This is a genomic window from Pseudoteredinibacter isoporae, assembly GCF_040372805.1.
Lineage (GTDB): Bacteria > Pseudomonadota > Gammaproteobacteria > Pseudomonadales > Cellvibrionaceae > Pseudoteredinibacter > Pseudoteredinibacter isoporae_A.
This window is the reverse complement of the sequence record NZ_BAABWJ010000003.1, coordinates 57,305-80,583: the sequence shown is the minus strand read 5'-3', so window position 1 is coordinate 80,583 and position 23,279 is coordinate 57,305. Positions and strand designations below refer to the sequence as shown.

Genomic DNA, 23,279 nt, shown 5'->3' with positions numbered 1-23,279 from the left:
GCAATGACCATTCAAACCTTACTGGTGGAAGACAATATCAATTTAGCGACTACGATATCGACTTATCTAAAGCTGGAAGACATTGATTGTGATTTTGCGCCAAACGGTGAAGCCGGTTTGAATTTGGCCTTGAACAATCACTATCAAACGATTCTTTTGGATATTAATCTCCCCAAGCTCAATGGTTTTGAAGTGTGTGAAGCCTTGCGCAACAAAGGTATCGATACACCGGTTCTCATGCTAACCGCAAGAGACACGCTAGCCGATAAGCTGAGTGGCTTTGAGGTGGGTACTGACGATTACCTGGTGAAACCCTTCGAAATGGAGGAACTGGCCGCTCGCATAAAATCCCTTTCTCATAGACGAAGTGCTCAGGCAAAGCGTCTGTTTCTCGCGGATCTCGAAGTGGATCTGCAAAGTAAGTCGGTGCGTCGAGCCGGTCAACTCATTGATGTGACGCCTACAGGGTGGACCATACTCGTGGAACTGATGCGCAGCTGTCCGGACATAGTAAAACGAAAGGCTCTGGAATGGGCGATTTGGCAAGATGAGGTGCCTGATACGGATTTGTTAAAGGTGCACATGTACCGACTTCGCCAGCAAATTGATAAGCCTTTTGATAAGCCTTTGATTCATACCGTCCCCAATCACGGTTTTGTAATGCGTGAGCTTGATGTTTAACAAAGGTTTTTCTACGCTGCCCAACCGCAGTTTAAAGGGGTTGTTGCTGTGGTGGATTGTGGGCACAGGGACAATATTCGCGTTGATGTTTGCTGTTATTTCAGCCGTTTTTCTCAATCTCGGTGTGCTGTTGAAAATGGAGGCAGAATCTGAGCGGATTATCACCACTTATTTGTCGAAGTACGAGATGGACGAGAAGACCCCACTTCCTGAGGACGATTTTTTTCGTATCTACACGGCCATCGAAGACATTCCTGAACCGGTAAAAGACATGTTCGAGCCTGAAAGCTATGAACATGAGTATTTTGATTTCTTTGTTGATATTGATTATGACGATGATGAGATCACCCCGATTGATAGCTTTAAGGATCTGTGTGAAGGCCAGGGTTGCCAGATTGTTTTTCTGTACATCTATCGTCGGCCAGAAGGGCAGTGGCTCTACTTGGTGTCAGGGCTTCAGTTATCCGAGTCCGAAGACAAAGATCGGGACGCGGTTCAGCATGTGGCATTTTATATTGCCATCTTCGTTATCTTTCTTTTCTCTATGCTGGCCTTGCTACTGTTCAGAAGAATCAGTCAACCCGTGAACGCTCTCGCCGAATGGGCCGATCAACTGGCCATTGATGATTTGAAGGGAAGTCCTCCCGATTTTCGATTTAAGGAATTGAACGTTGTGGCCCAGAAGTTGGACGAGGCCTTTAAACGTACTGCGGAGACGGTCGAGAAAGAACATCGATTTCTTCAGTATGCGAGCCATGAGTTGCGCACGCCAATTGCCGTAGCCAGCGGCAATCTTGAATTGCTGGACAAGTTCTCCAGCCTGGATCGTTTGTCGGACGATGAAAAGTCCGCTATTGAACGGATCAAATATTCTGTACGAGACATGCGGCTGCTGACAGAAACCCTGCTGTGGTTAAATCGCAGTGATTCTATTGTTCCGCCAACGGAAACGATCGACATCAAAATTCTGTGCCAAAACTCGATTGACGATAATCGTTATTTATTGAAAGGGAAGTCGGTATCCGTCGAATTTTCTGGGCCAAGCTGCCCGGTTGATGTCCCTTTGGTTTTTTGTTCGATTTTGATCTCCAATCTCATTCGCAACGCCTTTCAGCACACACAAGAAGGTGGTGTTGAGGTCAATGTGAGTCCAGGCTCCCTTACAATTTTGAATTGGGAAGCTGGGAATCAATCGTCATATGAAGTTTCAGACTCGGAGCAGGTCGGATTTGGTTTGGGCCTGGATCTTGTTGAGCAAATCGCTGAACGGATGGGTTGGAATTACGCTTGTGAGATTACTGACAAAGGCCGCGTGTGCCTGCTGACTTATTGATACCTGTGTAAAGGCGATGTTGAGCCGTTCAGCTACACCTGTTGGATACCCAGTGGTTTTTAAGATGCTTGCTATCTTAAACCAAGAGGAATACCAGCATGAGGTTTTTTCAGCTTCTTACCGCAGCCTGCTTGTCGGGAATCATTCTTGGAGCATCAGCTCAAGAAGATGATTATGACGATGAGGGCCGTGAGTTTGCACTGGGAATCATGGTCGCAAACGATCAGTCGCTTTACGTGGGAGGGAAAGATGAAGTGCAGCCTTTCCCTTTTATTCAGGCCCGTTGGGGCAATTTTTATTTTCAAGGCCCCTCACTTGGCTACGTTCTCTATGAGGATAATGCCTGGTCGCTAACGTCTTCGCTGTCCCTGGAGGGTATTGGTGACAGTGATCGAGACAAGAGTCGCCTGCTTTCAGATATGCCGGATTTTGATAGCGTTGTGATGGGCGAGATCGGTGTCTCCCATGAGGCCGATTGGGGGGAGTTGAGTTTCTCGGTTGGGGGAGATATCAGCGGCGCTCACGATGGCTACACGGCCGAGCTGGCCTATGCCTTCCCGATATCTCTAGGGCCGGTCAGGGTCCAGCCTGGTATCGGTGTTCAGTGGGTGAGCGAAGAGGTGAATCAGTATTTTTATGGTGTGAGGCAACAATATGTACGCCCGGATAGAGCGTTCTATCGCCCTGATGCCGGCGTCAATTACAGTGCTGGTGTGACCGCCATATACCCATTCATGAAGCGTCACTCCATCATAGTCAATGCCGAGTATGAAGCCTTTTCGACCGAAGTGACCGACAGCCCCATTGTTGATCGGGATAACACCTTCAGTGTTGGTATTGGTTACGTCTATCGTTTTTAACAAGGCTTCCTGGAAGTTCTCCGTTTGCCCAGCGGGCCCAAACTTGCCGCTGGGTGTTTTTCTTGGCAGATACAGTACTACTCATTCTAGAAGCCGCTATTGGGTTGGGACAAAAACGTTAACTCTTCAGCCGTCGATGTCCGTCCGAGAATATCATTGCGATGAGGGAATCGACCGAAGCGGGCAATGATATCTCGATGGGCGTGTGCGTAATATGTTTGGTTCTCATCTCCAAGAGCGGACATCAATTCTACGGCTCGATCCTGATCAGCCATGTTTTCGCTGTGTTCAAACGGCAGATACACAAAGGACCTCTCGTTCTTATTCATGCTTTCGTCCCATTGCTGGTCGACGATATGCCGGGCGATTTCCAGAGCAATGCCGTCGCTGGCGAAGCTTTGTGCCGTTCCACGAAACATGTTTCGGGAAAACTGATCAAATAAAATGATCGCGGCCAATGCGGTGCGGGCATCGCCAATCAATTCGCTGACGTTATTCCCTGATCGTTCGGCATGAAGACCGGAAAACCGTGTGCTGATCAAATGATCCAGCGCATCATCCTTAACAAACCATTGGCGTGGCTCGAGCTCGTGAAACCAAAAGGATAGAACGTCGTCAATCCAGGTGTTGGTCATGCTGGGTACCTCCGGGAGCGTGTTATCTTCTTGCTTGATCCAATGCACTGAATAGTGCCATAGACGGTCATTGGTAGAAACATTGGTGTCTGATTTTAAAAACGCATAAACGTTGTGCGTGAAGTGATGACGAATATTGAAAATTCGGAAGCGTCGAACGAATCTTGATCGCTATCATGAGCGTTTTAAGGAGGCTGCATGAGCGATCAACATGAGCGTTATCACGGATTGGATGTTCTGAGAGCATTGATGATGTGCTTGGGGGTGGTGTTGCATACCGCTCAACTCTATACCGTGATGGATATAAGGGATTACTATTGGGATCCTATGCGTTCTTTCAGCTTGGATGTCTTGCTGATCACCATTAACACCTTTCGGATGCCAGTCTTTTTTGCGCTCTCGGGATTTTTTACCGCCCTGTTGTTAGACAGGCGTGGATTCGACGCGATGTGGCAAAACAGAATGCAGCGACTGTTGTTGCCATTTTTATTGTTTTTGCCGGTTCTGTCACTGATTATGGGAGCCCTGCGAATACTGGCCTATAACCTCATGCGTGACGGTGAGCTGGGCTTCGATGTGGGTGTATTAGACGGGACGGGACGAAACCTGTTCGACAACACTCACAACCTCTGGTTTTTGTACTACCTTCTGTTGTTTCTATTTTGCATCAAGTTATTTTTTAAGCCACCGGTACTTGAGCGTATGAATGCCTTTGTGAAGAAACAAGGATTCAGCTTGATGTCCGCCTCAGTTATTTTTCCCTGTGTAATGCTCATGGCTGCGTTAGGCAGTCTGCACGACTCCGGGCGAATAGGGGCCAGCTTGAGTTTTATTCCACAGTGGGACGTTTTTCTCTTCTTTGGTCTTTGTTTTGTTTTGGGGTGGGTGCTTTATCAAAATCTGGGGCAGTTGAAACCGTTAATGAAGTACCGGTGGTGGACACTGTTGGTGGCGGTCCTGTGTTTATTGTTTGCCTTTGCTTGTTTTTCGTTGAAAACCAATGCGGCTGACCAATTCATTTGGCATATGGCCCTGTCGGTTTTCACGGCCATTTCCATATACAGTTTTATTTGTGCCTTTATCGGTTTGTTTACGCACGGCTTCCATCGCTTTAACAGGTTTGTGCGATACGTATCAGACAGTGCTTATTGGGTTTTTATTTTTCATTCCATTCCTCTGATTGTCATTGCGCTGCCGATGTACTTCTGGCCAATCGCGGCTGAAATCAAGTTTTTGATTACGTGTACTGGCACCTATGCCGTTTGTTTCTGGACATACCATCATTGGGTTCGGTCAAGCTGGATAGGGGAACGATTGAATGGGAAAAGGCTGGGGTAGTGCTGGGCAGTATCAGTTATAGGGTTTTACGCTTGGCTGGCTGGCTGGCTGGCTGGCTGGCTGGCTGGCTGGCTGGCTGGCTGGCTGGCTGGCTGATGAATCGATGTGCTCGCGGTTTCTTACCGACTCAGGCCAACGCGTTTTCAATAGGAAGTGTTGAGTTGAACGATACAAAATCGAGCCGAAGCGGCAAGAGTAGAATCAAAGGAAATAGAATGGTACCGGAGGCCGGACTTGAACCGGCACGCTATCGCTAGCATCGGATTTTGAATCCGACGTGTCTACCAATTTCACCACTCCGGCACAGAGGGCGAACGCGGGTGCGCTGCAAAGAGGGCGTGATTATAGCAGTGACTTTTGCGGGGTCAAGTGTTTATTTTAATTGGGGTTTTTTAAAGTACTTGCCGACACTTGTTGAACTGCTAACATGGCCTGCCCTCTAAGAGGGCAAGCCGTTCCATACCACGAAGATCCTGACTATGAGCGCCAAGTCGCACCGCCTAAATCGTAAAATTCACTTCTGGGGAGCCATTCTGTGTGTCTTGCCGGTGTTGATTATGATTGGTTCCGGGGTACTGTTATTGCTGAAAAAGGAGAGTGATTGGATTCAGCCCCCAACCATTAAGGGGCAGGCAGGTGCGCCAACCTTGTCCTATGGGGATATGCTTGCCAGGGCCCAAGCTGAGCCTTTATTGGCGGTGGAAGACTGGAGTGATATCAAGCGTTTGGATGTACGTCCGGGCAAGGGTGTGATCAAGCTTCAGAGTCGCAATGGTTATGAAATGCAGCTCGATCAGCAATCTGGCGAGGTGCTGCACCTGGATTTTCGTCGTTCAGACGTCATCGAGGCCATCCATGATGGCAGCTTTTTTCACGATAGCGCCAAGCTTGGTCTGTTCTTGCCGGCCTCTCTGGTTTTGCTGGCCTTGTCGATAACCGGCATGTACTTGTTCGTGATTACCCTGATGGCTCGAGCTCGTAAAAGGCGACGCATCAACCAACGCTAGGGCTTGCGGCCTACCAGCGAATATCCACGCCCAAACTGATTCCACGCCCAGGTTCATTAATCCCCGAGCCATGGCAGCGGTAGGCTTCGTCAGTTAGGTTGTTGAGGTCCAGATACCAATTTCCCAGATGGCCAAGCGGGTGTTCACTGCGGATGTCGAGCAAGGTAAAGGCTGGGGTGCCTCCAGGAGGAATGCGCTGTGTGTCTTCACGATCGGCGGGGCTCAAGTGATCGGCTTTGCGGCTGTGGCGTAGCGCTACTTCAACGGTATGGCCCTGATGGTTCCAGGTGAGGGCAAGTGATCCGCTGAATGGCATAGTGCGGCTGAAATACTGATCACTACTGACTGTCGGGAGGCTTTGCTCACCGTGCACCCAGCTGCTATTGGCGCTCAGTTGCCAGTGCTGATTAAATCTCCATTGCCCGCTCAACTCCATTCCGTGCATATGGCCGTTGGAGCTGTTGGCTTTACTCACTTCAATTTGACCCTTCACGATACGCCCGGTTGGTGTGCTGCTGATGTAGTCTGTGATATCAGTGTAGAACGCATTGATCTGCCACTGAGCGCCACGATCTGCATCGAGGTTTGACCAACGAAATGAGGCTTCGCCCGTTAAAAATCGTTCGGGATTTAAGTTGACGGCCGCTACCTCGGTTTCATTGCTACGGCTGGTTCCGAAGCGACTGAGATCGGCAATATTCGGGGCGCGAAAGGCCTGGCTGAGACCAAACCAACCCTGCCAGGAAGCGGCTTGGGGTTGCCACAGCACTTTCAAGCTACTGGAAACATTGTTCCACTGTTGTGCATAGCTCGCAGCGAGACCGCTCTCGGGGTTTTCAAAGCGACCGATGGACGCGCGCACCCAGGTGTAGCGGCTGCCCATTTGCCATTGCCAGTCATCCGCGATGGGGGACTGCCATTGAGCGTATACACCGCCTTGGCTAAAGCGGCTGTCATCACCGACGGGTCCCTGAATACGTTCCTGAGTTAGCTGGCTCTGGTTGTCGAATTCTTGCCGCCCGCTGTCGACAATATCTCGGTAAACATCCAACCCGTAGGTGAACGTGTGATTCCCTCGTTGGCTGTGCAGTTGGATATCGAGCCCGCTCATGCGTGAATCGAAGCGTTCCATGATCCATTGCTCATCACTTCTCTGTCGCTGTCCGAACTCCAGCCATTCTTGTTGTGACAAGGTGATTTCGGTGCGCTCCAGCCAGTGGCTTTCGGTTTCGCCAATCAGTTTGATATAGGCCAGGCGACGTTGTTGATCTTTGCTGCGATGCAGATCGCTGCCGCTTTGGGTGCCGGCGAAGGGCTTGGCGTAGACCGTTGAGTGGGTACGCCAGACATCGTCTTGGTGAAGATTCTGGTAAAGCGCTTGAAGCTGCCATTGCTCATTGATCTGCTTTTTGTAGTGCAAGTCGTAGCTGTGCTCGCGATAGCCGCTGGTGGGCAGGCGACCCAGATCAGCGGCTTCAATATTGCCAAAATCCTTATAACTGAAACCAGCGAGTAGGCCCCAACCCCCGCCTTCACCCAACTCGATTTCAGAGCGGCTGCGCAGGCTGTTTTCAGCACTGCTCCAGCGCAGTTGCTGGCGAAAACTCTGACTGAAACCGTCGCCATCGAAGGCTTCGGGAGGTTTGCTGTGCAGATTTAAGGTGCCGCCGATGGCATCGCTACCGTACAGAACCGAAGCCGGGCCATTGATGAGTTCAAGGCCCGCCAAACTCTGACTGTCAATCAAGCCAAAGTATTCACTGGGGCCATCGCGATACACCGAGTTGTTGTAACGAACGCCGTCAATGAGGGCGAGGGTGCGGTAGCCGGTAAAGCCTCGAATAAAAGGAGAGCCGTGGCCGTTGGCGGTTTTCTGGATACTGACGCCGGGCAGGCCGGCGAGAGACTCTGGCAAGCTACGAGCTTGTTTTAGTGAGTCCTCGTTTACGCTGTAGCTGGCATAAGGCAGGTCTTCAAGAGTCGCCTGTTGGCGGACCGCGGTCACCCAGACTTCTTCGATGGCCTCTCGGGCAATGGCGGGATAGGGAGCAATTGCCGCGCTTAGGAGCGATAGCAGCAGGGGGTGTGTGCGCATAACTTTCTTGCAGGGTTCGGTGATTCGGTCTGATGGCCGGTTCATTCCCCATAGTAATGGCTTTCACCGGCCTTGGGCTACAGGGCCGGGCGCATTTCGCCTCGGCTCGGAACCGCTTTGCGGCGCACTATACCGCTTTGCGGCTAAAAGTACATGTTATTTATAACTTAATGGCAAATGCTATTGATACAGATTCTCATTATCTGTAATATTGCGCCGATTTATGCTAAAGCCACACAAAAATTAATGAAAAAGGCCCATATAAGAGGCTTAGGGCTGGCGCAAGAATTCAATAAATAAGGATTGGAGAACATATATGAAGACCAATATTTTGGCCGGTGCCATAGCGGCTGCCATCGTGGCCCCAAGTGCCATGGCAGGTGAAAACCTGTGGATCTACACCAAGGGTACTGATACCCGTCCGCAGGGCAGTTACGAATTCAAGGTCAGCGATATCTGGCGTAAAGGTAAAAACTCGGGCAATTATGATTTTCATGATATTCGCCCGGAAGTTGAATACGGCATCACCGATAAGCTGAGCATCAGCGTAGAAGCCATGATCTTTGATCACGACTATCGTGTAACCGATTGCATGGGGCCCATGATTGAAACCCAGGGTGGCACCTGTACTGAAGACGAAGAAGGCGTTGAAGATCCGGGCCCGGGTTTTAACGACACTCAGTTCGGCGGTTATGAAATCGGATTGAAATACAACATCTTGAGCCCATACAAAGATGACTTCGGCCTGTCATTGGGTGTGGGTTATGAACGTCGCGATAAGTATCGTCTGGATGGTGCTGATATTGATCAGGACTCGTTTACGTTCACGACGTATCTGCAGAAAGATTTCCTGGATGACACCTTGGTGTTTGCACTGAACACCAAAGCTGAATTTGAACGCCGTAAATCGCCCGGCGTTTTGGAAGAAGAAATCGCAATCGATGTGTCCGCAGGTGTTTCCTACCGTGTGGCTCCCAATTGGTTTGTCGGCTTGGAATTCCGTCATCAGTCAGATTATCTGAACCCGGAAGAAGAGGGTGAATTTGATCCTACATTGAAGCGTTCCAGTTTTGATCTCAGTGACTTCCGCGTAGGTACTCAGCACCAAAATGGTAACTACTTGGGCCCAACCATCCACTATGCTCAGAAACGTTGGTGGGTAACGGCAGGTGCTCTATGGCAAGTTGCGGGAGGTGGTTCCTGGCACTCCTTCAGCAACAACAACCGTAACTGGGATGAGCACGAGCGCGTGCACATTGGCTTTATTTACGGTTACGAATTTTAAGCGAGCTTCCTGAGTTGCTTAATTGAGTTCACTCTCTCGAGTGAGCTACCTTTTGGGGTTGTGTAACCCCATTGCTGTTTTGGCGCAGGATTTTTCAAGACTGCGCCAAACTAACGTTCGAAAGAGGTCCATATGGATAGACGTTCATTTACTAAAATGGTGTCTTTGCTGGCGGCGGGTGCGTATTTGCCTGCGGTTCAAGTCCATGCCAAAACTTATCTGACCATCGATCAGGCGCGTAAGCTATTGTGGGGCAGTGAGCCCATGGAGCAAGTGCCTGTGACGTTGAGTAAAGATCAGATTAAGGCGATTAAAAAGGCATCCAAAGTCCGCGTTCGCAACGACAAATTGCAAGTGTGGAAAACCGAAAGTGGTGGTTGGTTTATTGTTGATCAAGTGATCGGTAAACATGAAAACATTGACCTGGCTTTTGCCTACGATGCGGAAGGCAAAGTGATGGGCTTTGAAATTCTGACGTACCGTGAAACCTATGGTTACGAAGTTGCGAACCCGAAATGGAAGGCCCAATTTAATGGCCTCGATTATAAAGAGCACCTAAAGCTGGATAAGCAAATTAAAAATATTTCAGGTGCCACTCTCTCTTGCCGCCATATTACCGATGGTATTAACCGCCTGAGTCATACTTGGGAACAGGTTCTGCGTCACCTATAATGCACGGCTGATGTGGTAGCCGAGTGATAACATGAGAAGAAACCGAATCAATCGGTGTAAGCCTTTGTTGGGTACGTATGTTGATGTATCCATAGAAGCTGATCTCGATGATGAACAATTGTTGGACTTGAGTATTGATGCGTTTGAGGCCATTACTCGAGTGCACGACACATTGGGTTTTCATAACCCCGACAGCGAATTGTCGGATGTTAATCGTTGGGCTCAGTCCGGCTCAGCAGAACCGATTGCGATTTCAGAAGATTTACGACGTGTCATGGAGCTGGCTCTGAATTTGAGTGCGGCCAGTGATGGCTTGTTCGATGTTACCGTTGCACCGCGCCTGGTTCAGCAGGGTTCTTTGCCCCATGTTCATAGGGATGCGATTTTATCCGGGGCGGGCAATTGGCAGGATGTCACGTTGAGCGACGAAGGTCTGTCATTTCGTGCGCCGGTATTGATTGATTTAGGTGGTATTGCCAAGGGTTATGCGGTTGATCAAGCCATTGCCCGAATTGCCGCCAATAAAATGCATGTCGACATCAATGTGAATGTGAATGCCGGCGGTGATTTGTACTTGAGCAACTGGCAGGAAGAATGTGTCGGGGTCCGTTACCCCGATGAACTCAATAGGCACTATGACATGCCCATGTTGGCACCGGCATTGGCCACCAGTGCCTGCTATTTTTCTGAGCAAGACAGCGTCATGATTCACCCAGGCAGTGGTGAAGCTCTGGTGCGGGGCTACAGTGTGTCAGTGTTTGCTGAACACTGTATGTTGGCTGACGCGTTAACGAAATTGGCGTTTTTGAACCCGGGGGATTCCAGTGTGGTTCGCCAGTTTAATGGGCGGGCCTTTTTGCTGGACAGCCAGAATGGTTTGCTCGAGTTGTAACAGATTTGCAAAGGCGCTGCGGCGCACAGGTAGTGGTTGATGGCTTATATTGATGTAAGAATTCCTCAGATGTACCGGCGCTTGATGTATTCGGCGTTGGCCGTCAGTTGGGTGACTGGAGTCGCTTTCTTTATCCTGAGCCGATTTGTTACGGTGGAAGGCGAATTCGGACCGGAGAAACACCCTTGGCAGTTTCCCGCTCTGATGGTGCATGGTGCGGCGGCATTTGTGGTGATGATGGCTTATGGTGCTGTGTTGATGAACCATGTGTCTGCAACCTGGCGCCTCAAGCGTTTGCGCGGATTTGGCCTTACCCTGGTGGCGGTATTGCTGTTCCAGATCATCAGTGCCTACCTTTTGTACTACCTGTCCAGTGATGAAATTCGAGGACTGTTTGCCAATGCGCACGCACTGGTGGGCTTGAGCTTTCCGCTGATTCTAAGTATTCATATCATTACCGGACGGCGCGAGCGTGCTCAGATGCAAGCTCAGCTGGAAGCCAGGCGAGCCGCCCGCCGAGAAGAGCAAGCCCAGGCGGCCTAATCGGCCGCTATTCGTAGCCAAGTGCGCGCTTTTGTTATAATCTGCGCTGCTTTTTTGACATTGCAGCGGTACCCCATGCGTCGCCAAGATTTCTACTACGATTTACCCGAACAGCTTATTGCCAAGCAACCGGCCGCCGAACGCCGTGGCAGTCGATTGCTGTGCTTGGATGGTCCCAGCGGGAACATTGAGCATCGCCAGTTTCCAGATGTGCTGGAGCAGCTAAATCCGGGTGATCTGATGGTGTTTAATAACACTCGAGTTATTCCCGCACGCGTTTTCGGCCAGAAGGCAACCGGCGGGAAAGTTGAGATCCTGATTGAGCGTATTCTGTCCCCGCACCAAGTCTTGGCCCACACCCGTGCCAATAAAAGCCCTAAAGCCGGCGGCATTATTGTGTTGCAGGATGGCAGTGAAGTGACGGTGGTTGGCCGTCAAGGGGCATTATTTGAGCTGGATTTCGGGGAGCTGGAAGTATTACCCGTGTTGGAAGCCATCGGCCATATGCCGCTGCCACCTTATATTGACCGGGATGATGCTGACAGTGATCGTGAGCGGTATCAAACCGTTTATAGCGACGAAGAAAAAGCCGGTGCTGTAGCGGCCCCGACGGCGGGCTTGCATTTTGACGATGACTTGTTGGATGCACTGAAAGCCAAGGGGGTAGAGCTGGCGTTCGTAACCCTGCATGTTGGCGCGGGTACATTCCAGCCGGTTAAGGTGGACAATGTTCACGAACATCAAATGCACAGCGAAGTGATGGAAGTGAGTTCGGATGTCTGCGAGCAAGTACTGCGTACCAAAGCGCGAGGTGGGCGAGTGGTTGCCGTCGGTACGACCTCGGTTCGTTGTCTGGAGACGGCGGCTCAGGCAAGCAGCACTGAGCTGATTGAACCGCTGCAAGGTGAGACCGATATCTTTATTTTTCCTGGTTTCCAATACAAGGTCGTGGATGCCTTGGTGACCAATTTCCATTTGCCCGAATCCACGTTGATGATGCTGGTCTCTGCATTTGCGGGCTATGGCCACACAATGGCGGCCTATGCTGAGGCTGTTAAAGAGCAGTATCGTTTCTTCAGTTATGGTGATGCCATGTTTATCCGCCATAACCCCGCTGCGGTGGCGGAAGTCCCCGGCCGATAATTTTCATGATTGATCAAACCAAACAAGTTAGGAAAGGTGCACTGTGAGTCGCGAATGTATGATGAGCTTTGAATTGGATAATTGCGACGGTAAAGCGCGCCGTGGCCGCCTGAAGTTTCCCAGAGGTGTGGTGGAAACCCCGGCATTTATGCCTGTGGGTACCTACGGTACCGTGAAAGGCATGTTGCCGCGCGATATCGAGGCGATTGGTGCTCAGATCATTTTGGGGAACACGTTTCACTTGATGCTCCGTCCTGGGACCGAAGTGGTGAAAGCCCACGGTGATCTGCATGATTTCATTCAGTGGCAAGGCCCGATTCTGACGGACTCAGGTGGTTTTCAGGTTTTCAGCCTGGGCGATATGCGCAAGATCACCGAAGAAGGCGTGGTGTTCAAATCACCGATCGATGGGTCCAAAGTCGAATTGAACCCGGAAATCGCTATGCAGGTGCAGCGTGATCTGGGTTCTGACATTGTGATGATCTTCGATGAATGCACACCCTACCCAGCGACAGAGCAGGAAGCCCGTGACTCCATGGAGTTGTCCCTTCGTTGGGCCAAGCGCAGTAAAGATGCCCATGGCGATAATCCTTCGGCATTGTTCGGCATTGTGCAGGGGGGGATGTATGAAGGGTTGCGTTCGGAATCCCTTGCTGGCTTGGAAGATATCGATTTTGATGGTTATGCCATTGGTGGCTTGTCGGTTGGTGAGCCAAAAGAGGACATGGTACGCGTTCTGGATCACTTGGCTCACACAATGCCCGCGGATAAGCCTCGTTACCTGATGGGGGTGGGGAAGCCCGAAGACATTGTTGAAGCCGTGCGGCGCGGTGTTGATATGTTCGATTGCGTTATGCCGACCCGAAATGCTCGAAATGGCCATTTATTCACCACCGACGGCGTAGTGAAGATCCGAAATGCTCGCCATCGTCATGACACCAGTGCCTTGGACGCCGAGTGTGATTGCTACACTTGTGAGAATTTCAGCCGTGCTTACCTGCATCATTTGGACAAATGCGGTGAGATTTTGGGGGCTGAGCTGAACACCATTCATAACCTCCGCCATTATCAACGCATTATGGCTGAGTTACGTGAGGCCATCGCTGAGCAGCGACTGGAAGAGTATGTCAGCCATTTTTATCAGCGCCAGGGTAAAGAAGTACCTCTTTTAGTCTGATATAACCTAGAAGGAATTGTGATATAACCAGTTCTGGTTATGGGCCTTTTCCGAGAAACACCGATAATGAGATTGCCCACAGCGTGCGGCATATGGACATGTATGATGGGCTTGGAATTCTTGCGGGCGCTGTGGGCTTCTTGGTGTGGGGCCATCGCCATGCTCGCTGCCTCGGCAATCTCGGTTTCTTCCTGTTTTTGTATCCGCCTGAACCCTAAATTCTACCCTTTAGGCATCACCGCGCTTGTATTTTGTGTGGGAGCCCCCACTTCTTGTCACAAGCCTTAATCACAATAGCTTGGTCTAAGCCAAAGCGATATAATTCGGGCCTTTTGCAACGGGCATTCGCCCATATTTGCCAATCAATGGATTGGCATCACAGTCGTACACGGAAAACACTATGTTGAACCGCTATCCGTTCTGGAAGTACCTAATAATTCTTGGGGTCACCACCCTGGGCTTGATCTACGCGGCCCCAAACCTATATGCGCCCGACCCGGCTATTCAAATCTCGGGTCAATCGGCAGCAATGGACATCAATGATCAGTTGCTGAATCAGGCCAATAAAGCCCTGAAAAAAAACGGCATTGATTATTTCGGTGAGCAGGCCAATGGCAAAAATGCCCTGATTCGTCTGCGTAGCGCGGATGACCAGCTGGCGGCCAAGCAGGTACTGACAGAAAGCCTCGGTTACGACTATGTTGTTGCCCTGAGTCAGGCGCCGACCACCCCGGAGTGGTTACGAGCCTGGGGTGCTGAGCCCATGAAAAAGGGGCTGGACCTGGCGGGCGGTGTGCACTTCCTGTTGGAAGTGGATACACCTAAAGCCATCGCCAAGCGCATGGAAACCAATGTGGCTGAAATCAAAAGCCAGTTGCGCAAAGAGAAAATTCGTTATCAGTCTGTGAAGCTCGGCCGTGACAATATTATTGTGGCGCGCTTCAGAACTGAAGAAGCGCGTAATGATGCGACTGCTCAAGTGCGCAACAGCTTCCAGAATATGCAACGTTTTGTTGATCAAGATGGTGATGGCACTTGGGTGCTGCGTATCCAGATGACCGAAGCCGGCATCAAGGAAATCGAAGACTACGCCGTTACACAGAACTTAACGACTCTGCGTAATCGTGTGAACGAACTGGGTGTGTCTGAGCCTATCGTTCAGCGCCAGGGCCGTTCCCGTATCGTGGTTGAACTGCCGGGTGTACAGGATACAGCTGAAGCCAAACGTATTATTGGTAAAACGGCAAATCTGGAGTTCCGTTTGGAAGCCCGCCCGGAAGCTTCGGTTGCCACCAAGGAATCCTTCGGCTATCGCAGTGAACGCGATCAGCAAATTTGGGGTAACGCTTTCCTGGAGAAGAAAGTTGTTATTACCGGTGACCATGTATCGGGTGCACAAGCCAGCTTTGATACCCAGACCAGCCAGCCTCAGGTGAACATTAACCTGGACAGCAAAGGCGGTCAGAAGATGCACCGTAACACCCGCAATAATGTTGGTCGTCGTCTGGGTGTTCTGTTCATTGAGCATAAAACCAAGACGCATTTTGAAACCGATGAGAGCGGTGAACGAAAAGCGATTCATACTCCATTTGTAGAAAAGAAAATCATCAGCCTGGCAACCATTCAATCCGGATTGGGCGTACAGTTCCGCATCACCGGCCTGGATAGTCCGGCAGAGGCATCAGAACTCGCATTGCTGTTGCGTTCTGGTGCTTTGGCTGCGCCTATGTACTTCGCGGAAGAACGCACCATTGGCCCATCGTTGGGTGCGGAAAATATTGAGTTGGGTGTGACTTCTGTTCAAATCGGTTTGGCCTTAGTGATCATCTTTATGTTGGTCTACTACCGTGCCTTCGGTATTTTCGCGAACATTGCTTTGACTTTGAACTTGGTTCTGTTAGTTGCTGCCATGTCGATTCTGGGTGCCACGCTGACCTTGCCCGGTATCGCTGGTATTGTGTTGACGGTTGGTATGGCGGTCGATGCCAACGTATTGGTCTTCTCGCGAATCAAAGAGGAATTAGCCAACGGCTTGCCACCGCAAACGGCGATTAACGCCGGCTATGATCGCGCCTTTACCACCATTCTGGATGCGAACATTACCACCTTAATTGTGGCGGTGATTTTGTATGCAATTGGTTCCGGTCCAGTTCAGGGTTTCGCGGTGACCTTATCCATCGGTATTCTGACGTCGATGTTTACCGCCATTATGGGCACTCGCGCCCTGGTTAACCTGGCCATTGGTGGCCGTAAAATCCAGAAGCTGTGGATCTAGGAGCAGGTCATGAGTAAAGCTAAGAAAGAATTAAAAGTGTTTCGCTTTATGTCCCAACGCAAGTTGGCAGCGATCTTTTCCGTCCTATTGCTGATCGGTTCGATTGCGAGCCTGGCGACCAATGGATTGAAGTTCGGCCTGGATTTTACCGGCGGTTCTCAAATTGAAGTGGGCTACACTCAGCCCGCTGACGTGAATGCCATTCGCAAGCAGTTAGAAGGCGCAGGTTTTCCAGACCCCATCGTTGTGCATTTCGGCGCAGAAACGGATGTGTTGATTCGCATGCAGGAAGATTCCGATGCCGAACTCGGCGACAAGGTCATTGGCACTTTGCGCGCGGATGGTTCTGAGGTAGAGCTGCGTCGTGTGGAATACGTAGGGCCGCAGGTCGGTGAAGAACTGCGTGATGATGGCGGCATCGGTATGCTGTTTGCTCTGGCGGTGGTCATGATCTACGTCGCGATGCGCTTCCAGTTTAAATTTTCCGTCGGCGCCGTAGCAGCGTTGGCCCACGATGTGATTATCGTTTTGGGTGTGTTCTCAGTATTGAAGATTGATTTTGATCTGACGGTATTGGCCGCCGTGCTGGCGGTAATCGGTTACTCGCTGAACGATACCATCGTCGTGTCAGACCGTATCCGCGAAAACTTCCGCAAGATCCGCAAAGCTGATTCCGTTGAGGTGATCGATATCTCACTGACGCAAACCTTGGGCCGTACCTTGGTAACCTCATTAACAACCTTGTTGGTATTGCTGGCTCTGTTCTACTTTGGTGGTGAGCTGATTCACGGTTTCTCCATCGCCTTACTGGTGGGTGTAGCGATCGGTACCTATTCATCTATCTATGTCGCGGCGAATGTACTGCTGCTGATGAACATATCCAAAGAAGACCTGATGCAGGTTGAAAAGGAAGGTGCTGAACTGGATGAAATGCCTTAGGTCTTTCACTGGTTTATTACCATACAAAAAAAGCCCTTCGGGGCTTTTTTTGTATTTAGCGTTTACTCTGTCACTTTTAACACGGTACGTTTGGGAATATAAGACCAGCTGTAATAGAGGTGCCAATTACCTTCCAGATGACGAAGGCAGCTGCGAAAGTTCTTGCTACCATTTGTAAGCTGGCAACCCCAGTGTAAGTTTTGCGACTTGGCTTGGTAAATAAGACTGGAAAACAGTGTGTTGCCACTGACGGTGGATGTTTCGATTGGAATTCTGAGTTGGGTATCCTGCTTTTCGACTCCAATGAGCCCTGGTTGATTCAGCCAGTGACGGAGCTTTTTAATCTGGGCTTCCTCTGGTCGGGTGCCTGCTTTTTCGGAACCGTATTCATACTGAAATGTGATATTTCCTTGAGGGTCCAGAAAGACCTTATCCAGCTTGTCGTGTTCAAGCATATAATGACTCAGCTTGATTAAGGAGCCTTTGTGCGTCTTAAACAGGGATTCAGTGCTGGCAATCAAATCATCTTCAGCCGCTTCCAAAAGAGGGTCCAAGGCCTGGGCGCTTGGTAGATACAACAAACTCAACAGAGTCGCTAACGCTTTCACTTATTACGTCCTTGTGGTTTCATAGAGTGCTTGGCACTGTTGAAAGTCTACCTTATCAATAAGCTCAGGCTCTGACAAAGCCTCATTACAGAAACCTCACATATCCTTCGGGATAACTACAGGAGACAGCACCATGATAACTCGACTGCTGACTAAACCTTTTCTATTGCTGCTTTGTTCTCTGGGGATTGTTATGCAATCCAGTGCCGAAGCTGGATTAGACGAAAAACTCGAGCCTTTTCGCGGATTTATTGGCACTTGGCAAGCCTCGATGACGATGGGTAAGGACAAACCTCCGGTGTTGGATGTGTCAGATTGGCAGGTTGTTCTAAATGGTAAGGCTTTGAAAATTGTCCATTCGGTTAACGAAGGGGATTACGGTGGCGAGAGTTTTATCTTTTGGGATAAAAAGAGCAGCAGTTATAAATCGTTTTATTTCACCACGGCTGACTTTTATACCGAAGCAACGATTACGCTTGAGGGTAAGAATAAATTCTCGGTGATCGAGCAGGTTGCAAGTGCTGGTGAGGGTTTGTCCAGCGGCATCACTCAAGTGAAATCCACCAGTGAAATAAAGGATGGAAAAATTCTGGTGTCGACCTCTTATCTTAAAAACGGCGAGTGGACCAAGCCAGAAAGCCGCGTGTATACGGCCAGCCAATTAACACCAGTATTCAAACACTGAGATGAAGACTCAAGGGCGTCTGTTGGGCCGCTATCTATCGACGGTCTCTCCGGGGGAACTGCGCTGGATTGGCCTGCGACCCGCACGAAAAGAAGCGATGATCAGCGTTAATCACGTTATGGCGCTGGCTGAGCTTGGCTTGGATGGCGACCATCGCAGCACCAAGACCCCGGGATCAGCGCGTCAGGTGACCTTGATCAGTGAAGAGCATATCGCCAGTATCAAAAGTCTCTGCCAGCTGGATGAGTTAGCCCCGGAGTTGCTTCGTCGAAACCTGTTGATCAGTGGTATCAACCTAAATGCCTTACGGCATCAACGTTTTAGAATTGGTGGGGCCCTTTTTGAAGCTACTGCTCAATGTCATCCTTGTTCTCGAATGGTCGAACCTTTAGGGCCTTCAGGCCCAGCAAATATGCTGGGCTATGGTGGTCTGTGTGCAAAAATTCTTGAGAGCGGTGAAATCGCAGTCGGCGATCAAGTTGTGCCGGTGTTGGCGCCCAACTGATAAGAGAGGATGCTGCTAGCCTTGCCCCAAACCCGCCAAGCAGGCCATCGCAGCTTCTGCTTTATCGATAGGCACATAGATATGGTCGTGAAAATACGCGGCCACAACGTTGGCGCTGATCCCTTCCTTGGCCAATGCGGTGCTGATTGCGGCGGTAAGTCCAACGGCTTCCAGGCTGGAGTGGATGCTCAGGCTGATGGCCGCGAAAGCGTCGCTGGCATCCAGGTCTAAATATTCGGCTTGTGCTTCGCTTAGAATCAAACTACAGCCCTCAGCTTCCTGATAGAGTGACTGTAATTCTTTTGCGGGAATCTTGTCTAAAACCGATGGCAGTTTTTCTGTTGCAATGGTGGTGAAAACCCAGCGTCCCGTTTGCAGCTTGGGTTCCATACTGGACAACAATACTGAGAGTTGGGCTTCACCTGTCATGGTGGTCTTCCTTTGTTAGGCTTGTTCGACTGTCGTGGCAAAAGTATATTCGCCAATGTGCTCGCGTACCAGTTCACTCAGCCTTTCAACATTGCTGCAGTGAAAACGCACCAGCTGTCCGTGTTTTTTGGATGTTTCTACCGTAAAACGGGCGTCGAGTGCACTGAGATGTTCGGCGAGATGATGGTCTACAACTTTTTTAACGATATCATTGCGCAGATCGGGCTTGAATATCTTGCCTACTGCGGTAACGGGCATTTCATCCACGAAGTGGATTTCTTTAGGCACTGCAGCACGTTCCGCAATTTTGCTCATGGCGAAATCCAGAAACGTGTTTTGATCTGCCTCTTGTTCCGGTTTTAATTGTAAATACACCACGGGAACTTCGCCGACACGTTTATCGGGTTTTCCGATTGCCACGGCCTCAGCTACATCGGGATGTGTGTAAAATACTTCTTCAATCATCTGTGGGTCAATATTGTGGCCGCCGCGAATGATCAGGTCTTTACTTCGGCCGGTTAACCACAGATAACCTTGTTCATCCAGGCGTCCAAGATCGCCAGTGTTGAACCAATCCTTTTCAACCCATTGGCCTTCGTTTTGCGCGGCTTGTTTGTAACCGTTAAACACATTAGGGCCTTTAATGGCGATACAACCGGATTCATTGGTTTCACAATCGCGAAGCCAGTGTCCGTTTTCGTCTACTTCGACGATACGCATTTCCATATAAGGCAGGCGCAAGCCTACGGCCCCCACCTTGCGTTCACCATGGCGAGGGTTGGCCGTGGAGGCGCATGTGCCCTCTGTTTGACCGTAACCTTCGAGAATCGACAAGCCGGTTTTGCTTTCAAAGTTTCGAATCAGTTCCGTGGCAAGCGGGGCGGCACCGCAGAGGCAGAAATCCAAACTGGAAACATCTGCGTCGTCCATCGGTATGTCAATCAATGCACTGAGGATTGTAGGCACACAGCTGAAGTAGCTGACTTTATAGCGCTCGACAATTCGCCAGAAATCTTTTATCACGGTTGGATTACGGTATCCCTGCGGGCTGGCCAGGACGGCTTCAGCCCCCTGACTCCAGGTCGCGAGTCCGGTAACAAACACCGCGTTAACATGAAACAGGGGCAGTCCGGTCAGAGACACAGCGCCCGGGCCAATGTCCAGGCCGGCGCTCATTTGCCAAACGGTGGTTAACTCATTGAAGTGGGTGTGAGGCGCCAGCTTGGGCGTGCCGGTTGTGCCGCCTGTGTGAAAGTATGAAGCGATGTCACTACGGCAGATATTACGGCCACTGTCGAGTGTGTCAGCATTGTGTTGAGCAATGGTGTCGTCGAAGTCCAGAACATCTTCCCCAAGATAATCCTGACGTTCCGCTGTCATCGCGCCGGCCAGTTCGGGAGTCAAAAAGCGGGCCATGTCCACCGCGAGAATATGCGTCAAACTGGGAACTTGTGCTTTAACGGCCAGCGCCTTATCCCACAGTTCCGTTCCTGGGAACGGTGCCAGAGTGACCAATACTTTGGTTTTGGCTTCATTGAGAATCGCCGCGATATGTTCCACTTCCAACAGGGGGTTGATAGGGTTGAAAATGCCTGCTGCTTCACTGCCCCAGATAGTGAAATGGGTGTGTGGCAGGTTTGGTAGCAGCATGGAAACGGTATCGTCTGATTCTACCCCGAGTTGATTGAGCGCGTTGGCCGTCTGAGTGATCTTGCCAAACAGATCTTTGTAGCTGTAACGAATGGGCTCTTCATCGGCACTGCCTTGCAGCAAAAAACTCAATGCGATGCGATCCGCGTATTGGGTAGCTTTATCGCGCAGCAAATCATAGGTACTGCTGTGCTCAATACGTTCTTCAAATGGGACCGATTCGAGGGCTTGTAGATCTTCTTGGGTAGATATTGTCATCGTGCTGTTTGCTTCCCGATATTGTTATTGTGACTGCGTTATTCCCAGACTTAAATGCCTGCGCAATGGATGGCTCCATCGACGGGTAATACGGTACCGGTAATAAATGAACCCGCATCGCTGGCCAAGAGTATCACCGGACCGACTAATTCTTCCAGCTTACCCAAGCGTCGTGCGGGCATACGCGTGACGTAGTCTTGTCCGGCTGGGCTGTCGAAATAACTGGCATTGATTTCCGTTTTAAACCAGCCAGGGGCAATGGCATTAACGCGGATATCGTTGCTCATCAAATCGAGAGCCATTGAACGACTGAGCTGAACCACGGCACCTTTGGAGGCACAGTAAGCACTCTGCCCGTATTTGGCCGTGATCCCCAAGACCGAGGCAATATTAATGATGCTGCCGGGTTTCTTGGCGGCGACCATGCGTCGTGCACCTTCCTGGGCAACATACCAGACACCTTTAAAATTGGTGTCCATAATAAAATCCAGGGACTCATCTTCGATTTTTAAAAAGTTCTTGGCATCGGCCACGCCGGCATTGTTGACAATAATATCAACGGTGCCAAAGCGTTCTTCACCCAAATTGTAGGCGCGTTCAATGCTGGCTTTATCGGTTACGTCCATCGCCACAGCTATGGCCTGGCCGCCCACATTGCTGATGTCGTCTACCAATTGCTGTAAGCGTTCTTCACGGCGGGCTGCGACGATAATGTTCGCGCCGGCTTTCGCCAGCCCGGTCGCCAGACAGCGGCCAATGCCCGAGGAAGCACCGGTAATCAAGGCCGTACGCCCGGCAAGAGAAAATTGATCAAGGCTCATGGTAGTCTCCAGAAAACTGTATCGAATTATCGGTAATCACACGCAGGCGGGCATTAACAAAAGTTACGAGGGAGTGAAAAGTTTTGGTGTTGTTCGCTTGCGTGAAAAGCAATCAGAATGGTTGGGGGAACAGGGGCAGCCCATAGGGGCTGCCCAAGTGAAACGCTTAAACGATCTCGAATAAACCGGCAGCACCCATGCCGCCGCCAACGCACATAGACACCACCGCCCACTTGGCACCACGACGCTTACCTTCGAGAAGGATGTGGCCAGTCGTACGTGCACCGGTCATGCCATAAGGGTGACCGATGGAAATAGAACCGCCATTCACATTGTATTTGGCCGGATCAATGCCCAAGTGATCACGACAGTACAGACACTGAACGGCAAAGGCTTCGTTCAGTTCCCACAGGTCAATATCGTCTACGGTCAGGCCGTGTTGTTTCAACAGCTTGGGAATAGCGTAGATTGGACCAATGCCCATTTCTTCTGGTTCATTGCCTACGGTCATCATACCGCGGTAGATACCCAGAGGTTCGATGTTGCGCTGCTCGGCCAGTTTGCCGTCCATGACCACACAGGCGGAAGCGCCGTCAGACAACTGACTGGCGTTACCGGCGGTGATACAACCACCTTCAATAACAGGGTTCAGGCTTTGCAGATTTTCCAAGGTAGTGGAAGGGCGGTTGCCTTCGTCTTTACTCAGAGTCACTTCTTCGTAAGAAACTTCCTTGGTTTCTTTATTCATGATGGCTTTGGTTGCAGTGATCGGAACGATCTCATTATCGAACAGGCCCGCTTCTTGAGCAGCCGCGGTGCGTTGCTGCGACTCCAATGAATACTGATCCTGGGCGTCGCGGCTTACACCGTATTTCTTCGCAACAAACTCGGCCGTTTGCAGCATCGGCATATACGCGTGTTCTTGCATCTTGATAACGTTTTCATCAAAGGTTTCAGCCGCCCACTTGTGGTAAGGCATTTGAACGGCAGAAATGTTGTCCTGACCACCCGCAACGATGCAGCTGTAACCGTCTACCATGATTTGCTTAGCGGCGGTTGCGATCGCCATTAAACCGGAAGAACACTGACGGTCGATCACTTGTGCGCCAGCGGTCACTGGAACGCCCGCAGCGATAGAAGCGGTACGCGCAATGTTGTTTGAGGCGGTACCGGCATTCAGTACGGAACCAATAATGACGTCTTCAATTTCAGCACCTTCAATGCCGGCGCGCTCAACCGCGTGCTTAATGGCATGGCCAGTCAGCGTTGGTGATTTGATGTTATTCAGGGCGCCACGAAAGGCTTTGCCAATCGGCGTACGGGCTGTTGATACAATTACCGCTTCTTTAGTCATGGTGTTGATCCTCGTTAAAAATTCTAATGCTTATTTTGTTGTGTAGACTGGTTTTTCAGGCTTGGCGCCAGTCTAGCGTTTGCCCGAGTTGCAC

General features: G+C 50.5%; 23 protein-coding genes and 1 tRNA gene. 16 read left to right on the top strand and 8 right to left on the bottom strand.

Features of this window, described 5'->3' with window-relative positions; all coding sequences use genetic code 11:
* The first annotated feature begins 3 nt into the window (after nucleotides 1-3).
* The 3 genes from ABWW03_RS08500 to ABWW03_RS08490 all read left to right on the top strand — a co-directional run bounded on the left by ABWW03_RS08500 (nucleotide 4) and on the right by ABWW03_RS08490 (nucleotide 2,874).
* Nucleotides 4-681, top strand: a complete 678-nt coding sequence (locus ABWW03_RS08500; protein ID WP_353407661.1) for a response regulator transcription factor — start codon at nucleotides 4-6, stop codon at nucleotides 679-681.
* Nucleotides 674-2,014, top strand: a complete 1,341-nt coding sequence (locus tag ABWW03_RS08495; RefSeq protein ID WP_353407660.1) for a sensor histidine kinase — start codon at nucleotides 674-676, stop codon at nucleotides 2,012-2,014. The genes ABWW03_RS08500 and ABWW03_RS08495 overlap by 8 nt, the downstream gene beginning before the upstream one ends.
* A 98-nt stretch (nucleotides 2,015-2,112) precedes the next feature.
* Complete coding sequence (locus tag ABWW03_RS08490; protein WP_353407659.1) at nucleotides 2,113-2,874, top strand: MipA/OmpV family protein; 762 nt, start codon at nucleotides 2,113-2,115, stop codon at nucleotides 2,872-2,874.
* 86 nt (nucleotides 2,875-2,960) lie between these two features.
* On the opposite strand, the gene ABWW03_RS08485 is transcribed toward ABWW03_RS08490, so the two are convergent.
* Nucleotides 2,961-3,509, bottom strand: a complete 549-nt coding sequence (locus ABWW03_RS08485) for a DUF924 family protein (RefSeq protein ID WP_353407658.1) — start codon at nucleotides 3,507-3,509, stop codon at nucleotides 2,961-2,963.
* A 198-nt stretch (nucleotides 3,510-3,707) separates the two neighbouring features.
* On the opposite strand from ABWW03_RS08485, the gene ABWW03_RS08480 reads away from it, so the two are divergent.
* Nucleotides 3,708-4,847 (top strand): acyltransferase family protein, encoded by a 1,140-nt coding sequence (locus ABWW03_RS08480; RefSeq protein WP_353407657.1) that lies wholly within the window; start codon nucleotides 3,708-3,710, stop codon nucleotides 4,845-4,847.
* A 216-nt stretch (nucleotides 4,848-5,063) separates the two neighbouring features.
* On the opposite strand, the gene ABWW03_RS08475 is transcribed toward ABWW03_RS08480, so the two are convergent.
* Nucleotides 5,064-5,150, bottom strand: a tRNA-Leu gene (locus ABWW03_RS08475).
* A 176-nt stretch (nucleotides 5,151-5,326) separates the two neighbouring features.
* Here ABWW03_RS08475 and ABWW03_RS08470 point away from each other — a divergent pair.
* A complete protein-coding gene (locus ABWW03_RS08470) occupies nucleotides 5,327-5,854 on the top strand; it encodes a PepSY-associated TM helix domain-containing protein (RefSeq protein ID WP_353407656.1) in 528 nt (175 codons plus the stop codon).
* A 10-nt stretch (nucleotides 5,855-5,864) separates the two neighbouring features.
* Here the strand turns inward: ABWW03_RS08470 and ABWW03_RS08465 are convergent, their stop codons facing one another.
* Nucleotides 5,865-7,949, bottom strand: coding sequence for a TonB-dependent receptor (locus ABWW03_RS08465; protein WP_353407655.1), 2,085 nt, complete (start codon nucleotides 7,947-7,949; stop codon nucleotides 5,865-5,867).
* A gap of 316 nt (nucleotides 7,950-8,265) precedes the next feature.
* On the opposite strand from ABWW03_RS08465, the gene ABWW03_RS08460 reads away from it, so the two are divergent.
* From ABWW03_RS08460 to secF, 8 genes are all read left to right on the top strand, one after another.
* Nucleotides 8,266-9,234 carry a DUF6662 family protein gene (locus ABWW03_RS08460; protein ID WP_353407654.1) on the top strand — a complete coding sequence of 323 codons (969 nt, stop codon included), beginning with the start codon at nucleotides 8,266-8,268 and terminating at the stop codon, nucleotides 9,232-9,234.
* A gap of 132 nt (nucleotides 9,235-9,366) precedes the next feature.
* The gene (locus ABWW03_RS08455; RefSeq protein ID WP_353407653.1) at nucleotides 9,367-9,906 is read left to right on the top strand and encodes an FMN-binding protein; all 540 of its coding nucleotides are present in this window, start codon (nucleotides 9,367-9,369) and stop codon (nucleotides 9,904-9,906) included.
* A gap of 31 nt (nucleotides 9,907-9,937) precedes the next feature.
* Complete coding sequence (locus tag ABWW03_RS08450) at nucleotides 9,938-10,798, top strand: FAD:protein FMN transferase (protein WP_353407652.1); 861 nt, start codon at nucleotides 9,938-9,940, stop codon at nucleotides 10,796-10,798.
* A gap of 39 nt (nucleotides 10,799-10,837) precedes the next feature.
* A complete protein-coding gene (locus ABWW03_RS08445; RefSeq protein ID WP_353407651.1) occupies nucleotides 10,838-11,341 on the top strand; it encodes a hypothetical protein in 504 nt (167 codons plus the stop codon).
* Between the two features lie 75 nt (nucleotides 11,342-11,416).
* Entirely contained in the window at nucleotides 11,417-12,484 is a 1,068-nt protein-coding gene (queA, locus tag ABWW03_RS08440; RefSeq protein WP_353407650.1) for a tRNA preQ1(34) S-adenosylmethionine ribosyltransferase-isomerase QueA, read from the top strand.
* A gap of 61 nt (nucleotides 12,485-12,545) precedes the next feature.
* Complete coding sequence (gene tgt, locus ABWW03_RS08435; protein WP_435372751.1) at nucleotides 12,546-13,661, top strand: tRNA guanosine(34) transglycosylase Tgt; 1,116 nt, start codon at nucleotides 12,546-12,548, stop codon at nucleotides 13,659-13,661.
* A gap of 400 nt (nucleotides 13,662-14,061) precedes the next feature.
* Nucleotides 14,062-15,936, top strand: a complete 1,875-nt coding sequence (gene secD, locus ABWW03_RS08430) for a protein translocase subunit SecD (protein ID WP_353407648.1) — start codon at nucleotides 14,062-14,064, stop codon at nucleotides 15,934-15,936.
* A gap of 9 nt (nucleotides 15,937-15,945) precedes the next feature.
* Nucleotides 15,946-16,875, top strand: a complete 930-nt coding sequence (secF, locus tag ABWW03_RS08425; protein ID WP_353407647.1) for a protein translocase subunit SecF — start codon at nucleotides 15,946-15,948, stop codon at nucleotides 16,873-16,875.
* A 62-nt stretch (nucleotides 16,876-16,937) separates the two neighbouring features.
* Here the strand turns inward: secF and ABWW03_RS08420 are convergent, their stop codons facing one another.
* A complete protein-coding gene (locus ABWW03_RS08420) occupies nucleotides 16,938-17,483 on the bottom strand; it encodes a hypothetical protein (protein WP_353407646.1) in 546 nt (181 codons plus the stop codon).
* Nucleotides 17,484-17,616: 133 nt separating this feature from the next.
* Here ABWW03_RS08420 and ABWW03_RS08415 point away from each other — a divergent pair, with 133 nt between their 5' ends.
* Nucleotides 17,617-18,168, top strand: coding sequence for a hypothetical protein (locus ABWW03_RS08415; protein WP_353407645.1), 552 nt, complete (start codon nucleotides 17,617-17,619; stop codon nucleotides 18,166-18,168).
* Nucleotide 18,169: 1 nt separating this feature from the next.
* Nucleotides 18,170-18,673, top strand: a complete 504-nt coding sequence (locus ABWW03_RS08410) for an MOSC domain-containing protein (RefSeq protein ID WP_353407644.1) — start codon at nucleotides 18,170-18,172, stop codon at nucleotides 18,671-18,673.
* Nucleotides 18,674-18,688: 15 nt separating this feature from the next.
* On the opposite strand, the gene ABWW03_RS08405 is transcribed toward ABWW03_RS08410, so the two are convergent.
* The 3 genes from ABWW03_RS08405 to ABWW03_RS08395 are packed head-to-tail and all read right to left on the bottom strand — an operon-like array spanning nucleotide 18,689 to nucleotide 21,831.
* Nucleotides 18,689-19,102 carry an ACT domain-containing protein gene (locus ABWW03_RS08405; RefSeq protein ID WP_353407643.1) on the bottom strand — a complete coding sequence of 138 codons (414 nt, stop codon included), beginning with the start codon at nucleotides 19,100-19,102 and terminating at the stop codon, nucleotides 18,689-18,691.
* 15 nt (nucleotides 19,103-19,117) lie between these two features.
* Entirely contained in the window at nucleotides 19,118-21,010 is a 1,893-nt protein-coding gene (locus ABWW03_RS08400) for an acyl-CoA synthetase (RefSeq protein ID WP_353407641.1), read from the bottom strand.
* Between the two features lie 50 nt (nucleotides 21,011-21,060).
* Nucleotides 21,061-21,831, bottom strand: coding sequence for an SDR family NAD(P)-dependent oxidoreductase (locus ABWW03_RS08395; protein ID WP_353407639.1), 771 nt, complete (start codon nucleotides 21,829-21,831; stop codon nucleotides 21,061-21,063).
* Between ABWW03_RS08395 and ABWW03_RS08390 the strand changes: the two genes are divergently transcribed.
* Nucleotides 21,830-22,015, top strand: a complete 186-nt coding sequence (locus ABWW03_RS08390; RefSeq protein ID WP_353407638.1) for a hypothetical protein — start codon at nucleotides 21,830-21,832, stop codon at nucleotides 22,013-22,015. The two genes, ABWW03_RS08395 and ABWW03_RS08390, sit on opposite strands and share 2 nt — an antisense overlap.
* Here the strand turns inward: ABWW03_RS08390 and ABWW03_RS08385 are convergent.
* Complete coding sequence (locus tag ABWW03_RS08385) at nucleotides 21,998-23,185, bottom strand: acetyl-CoA C-acyltransferase (RefSeq protein WP_353407637.1); 1,188 nt, start codon at nucleotides 23,183-23,185, stop codon at nucleotides 21,998-22,000. The genes ABWW03_RS08390 and ABWW03_RS08385 overlap by 18 nt on opposite strands.
* Nucleotides 23,186-23,279: the final 94 nt, after the last annotated feature.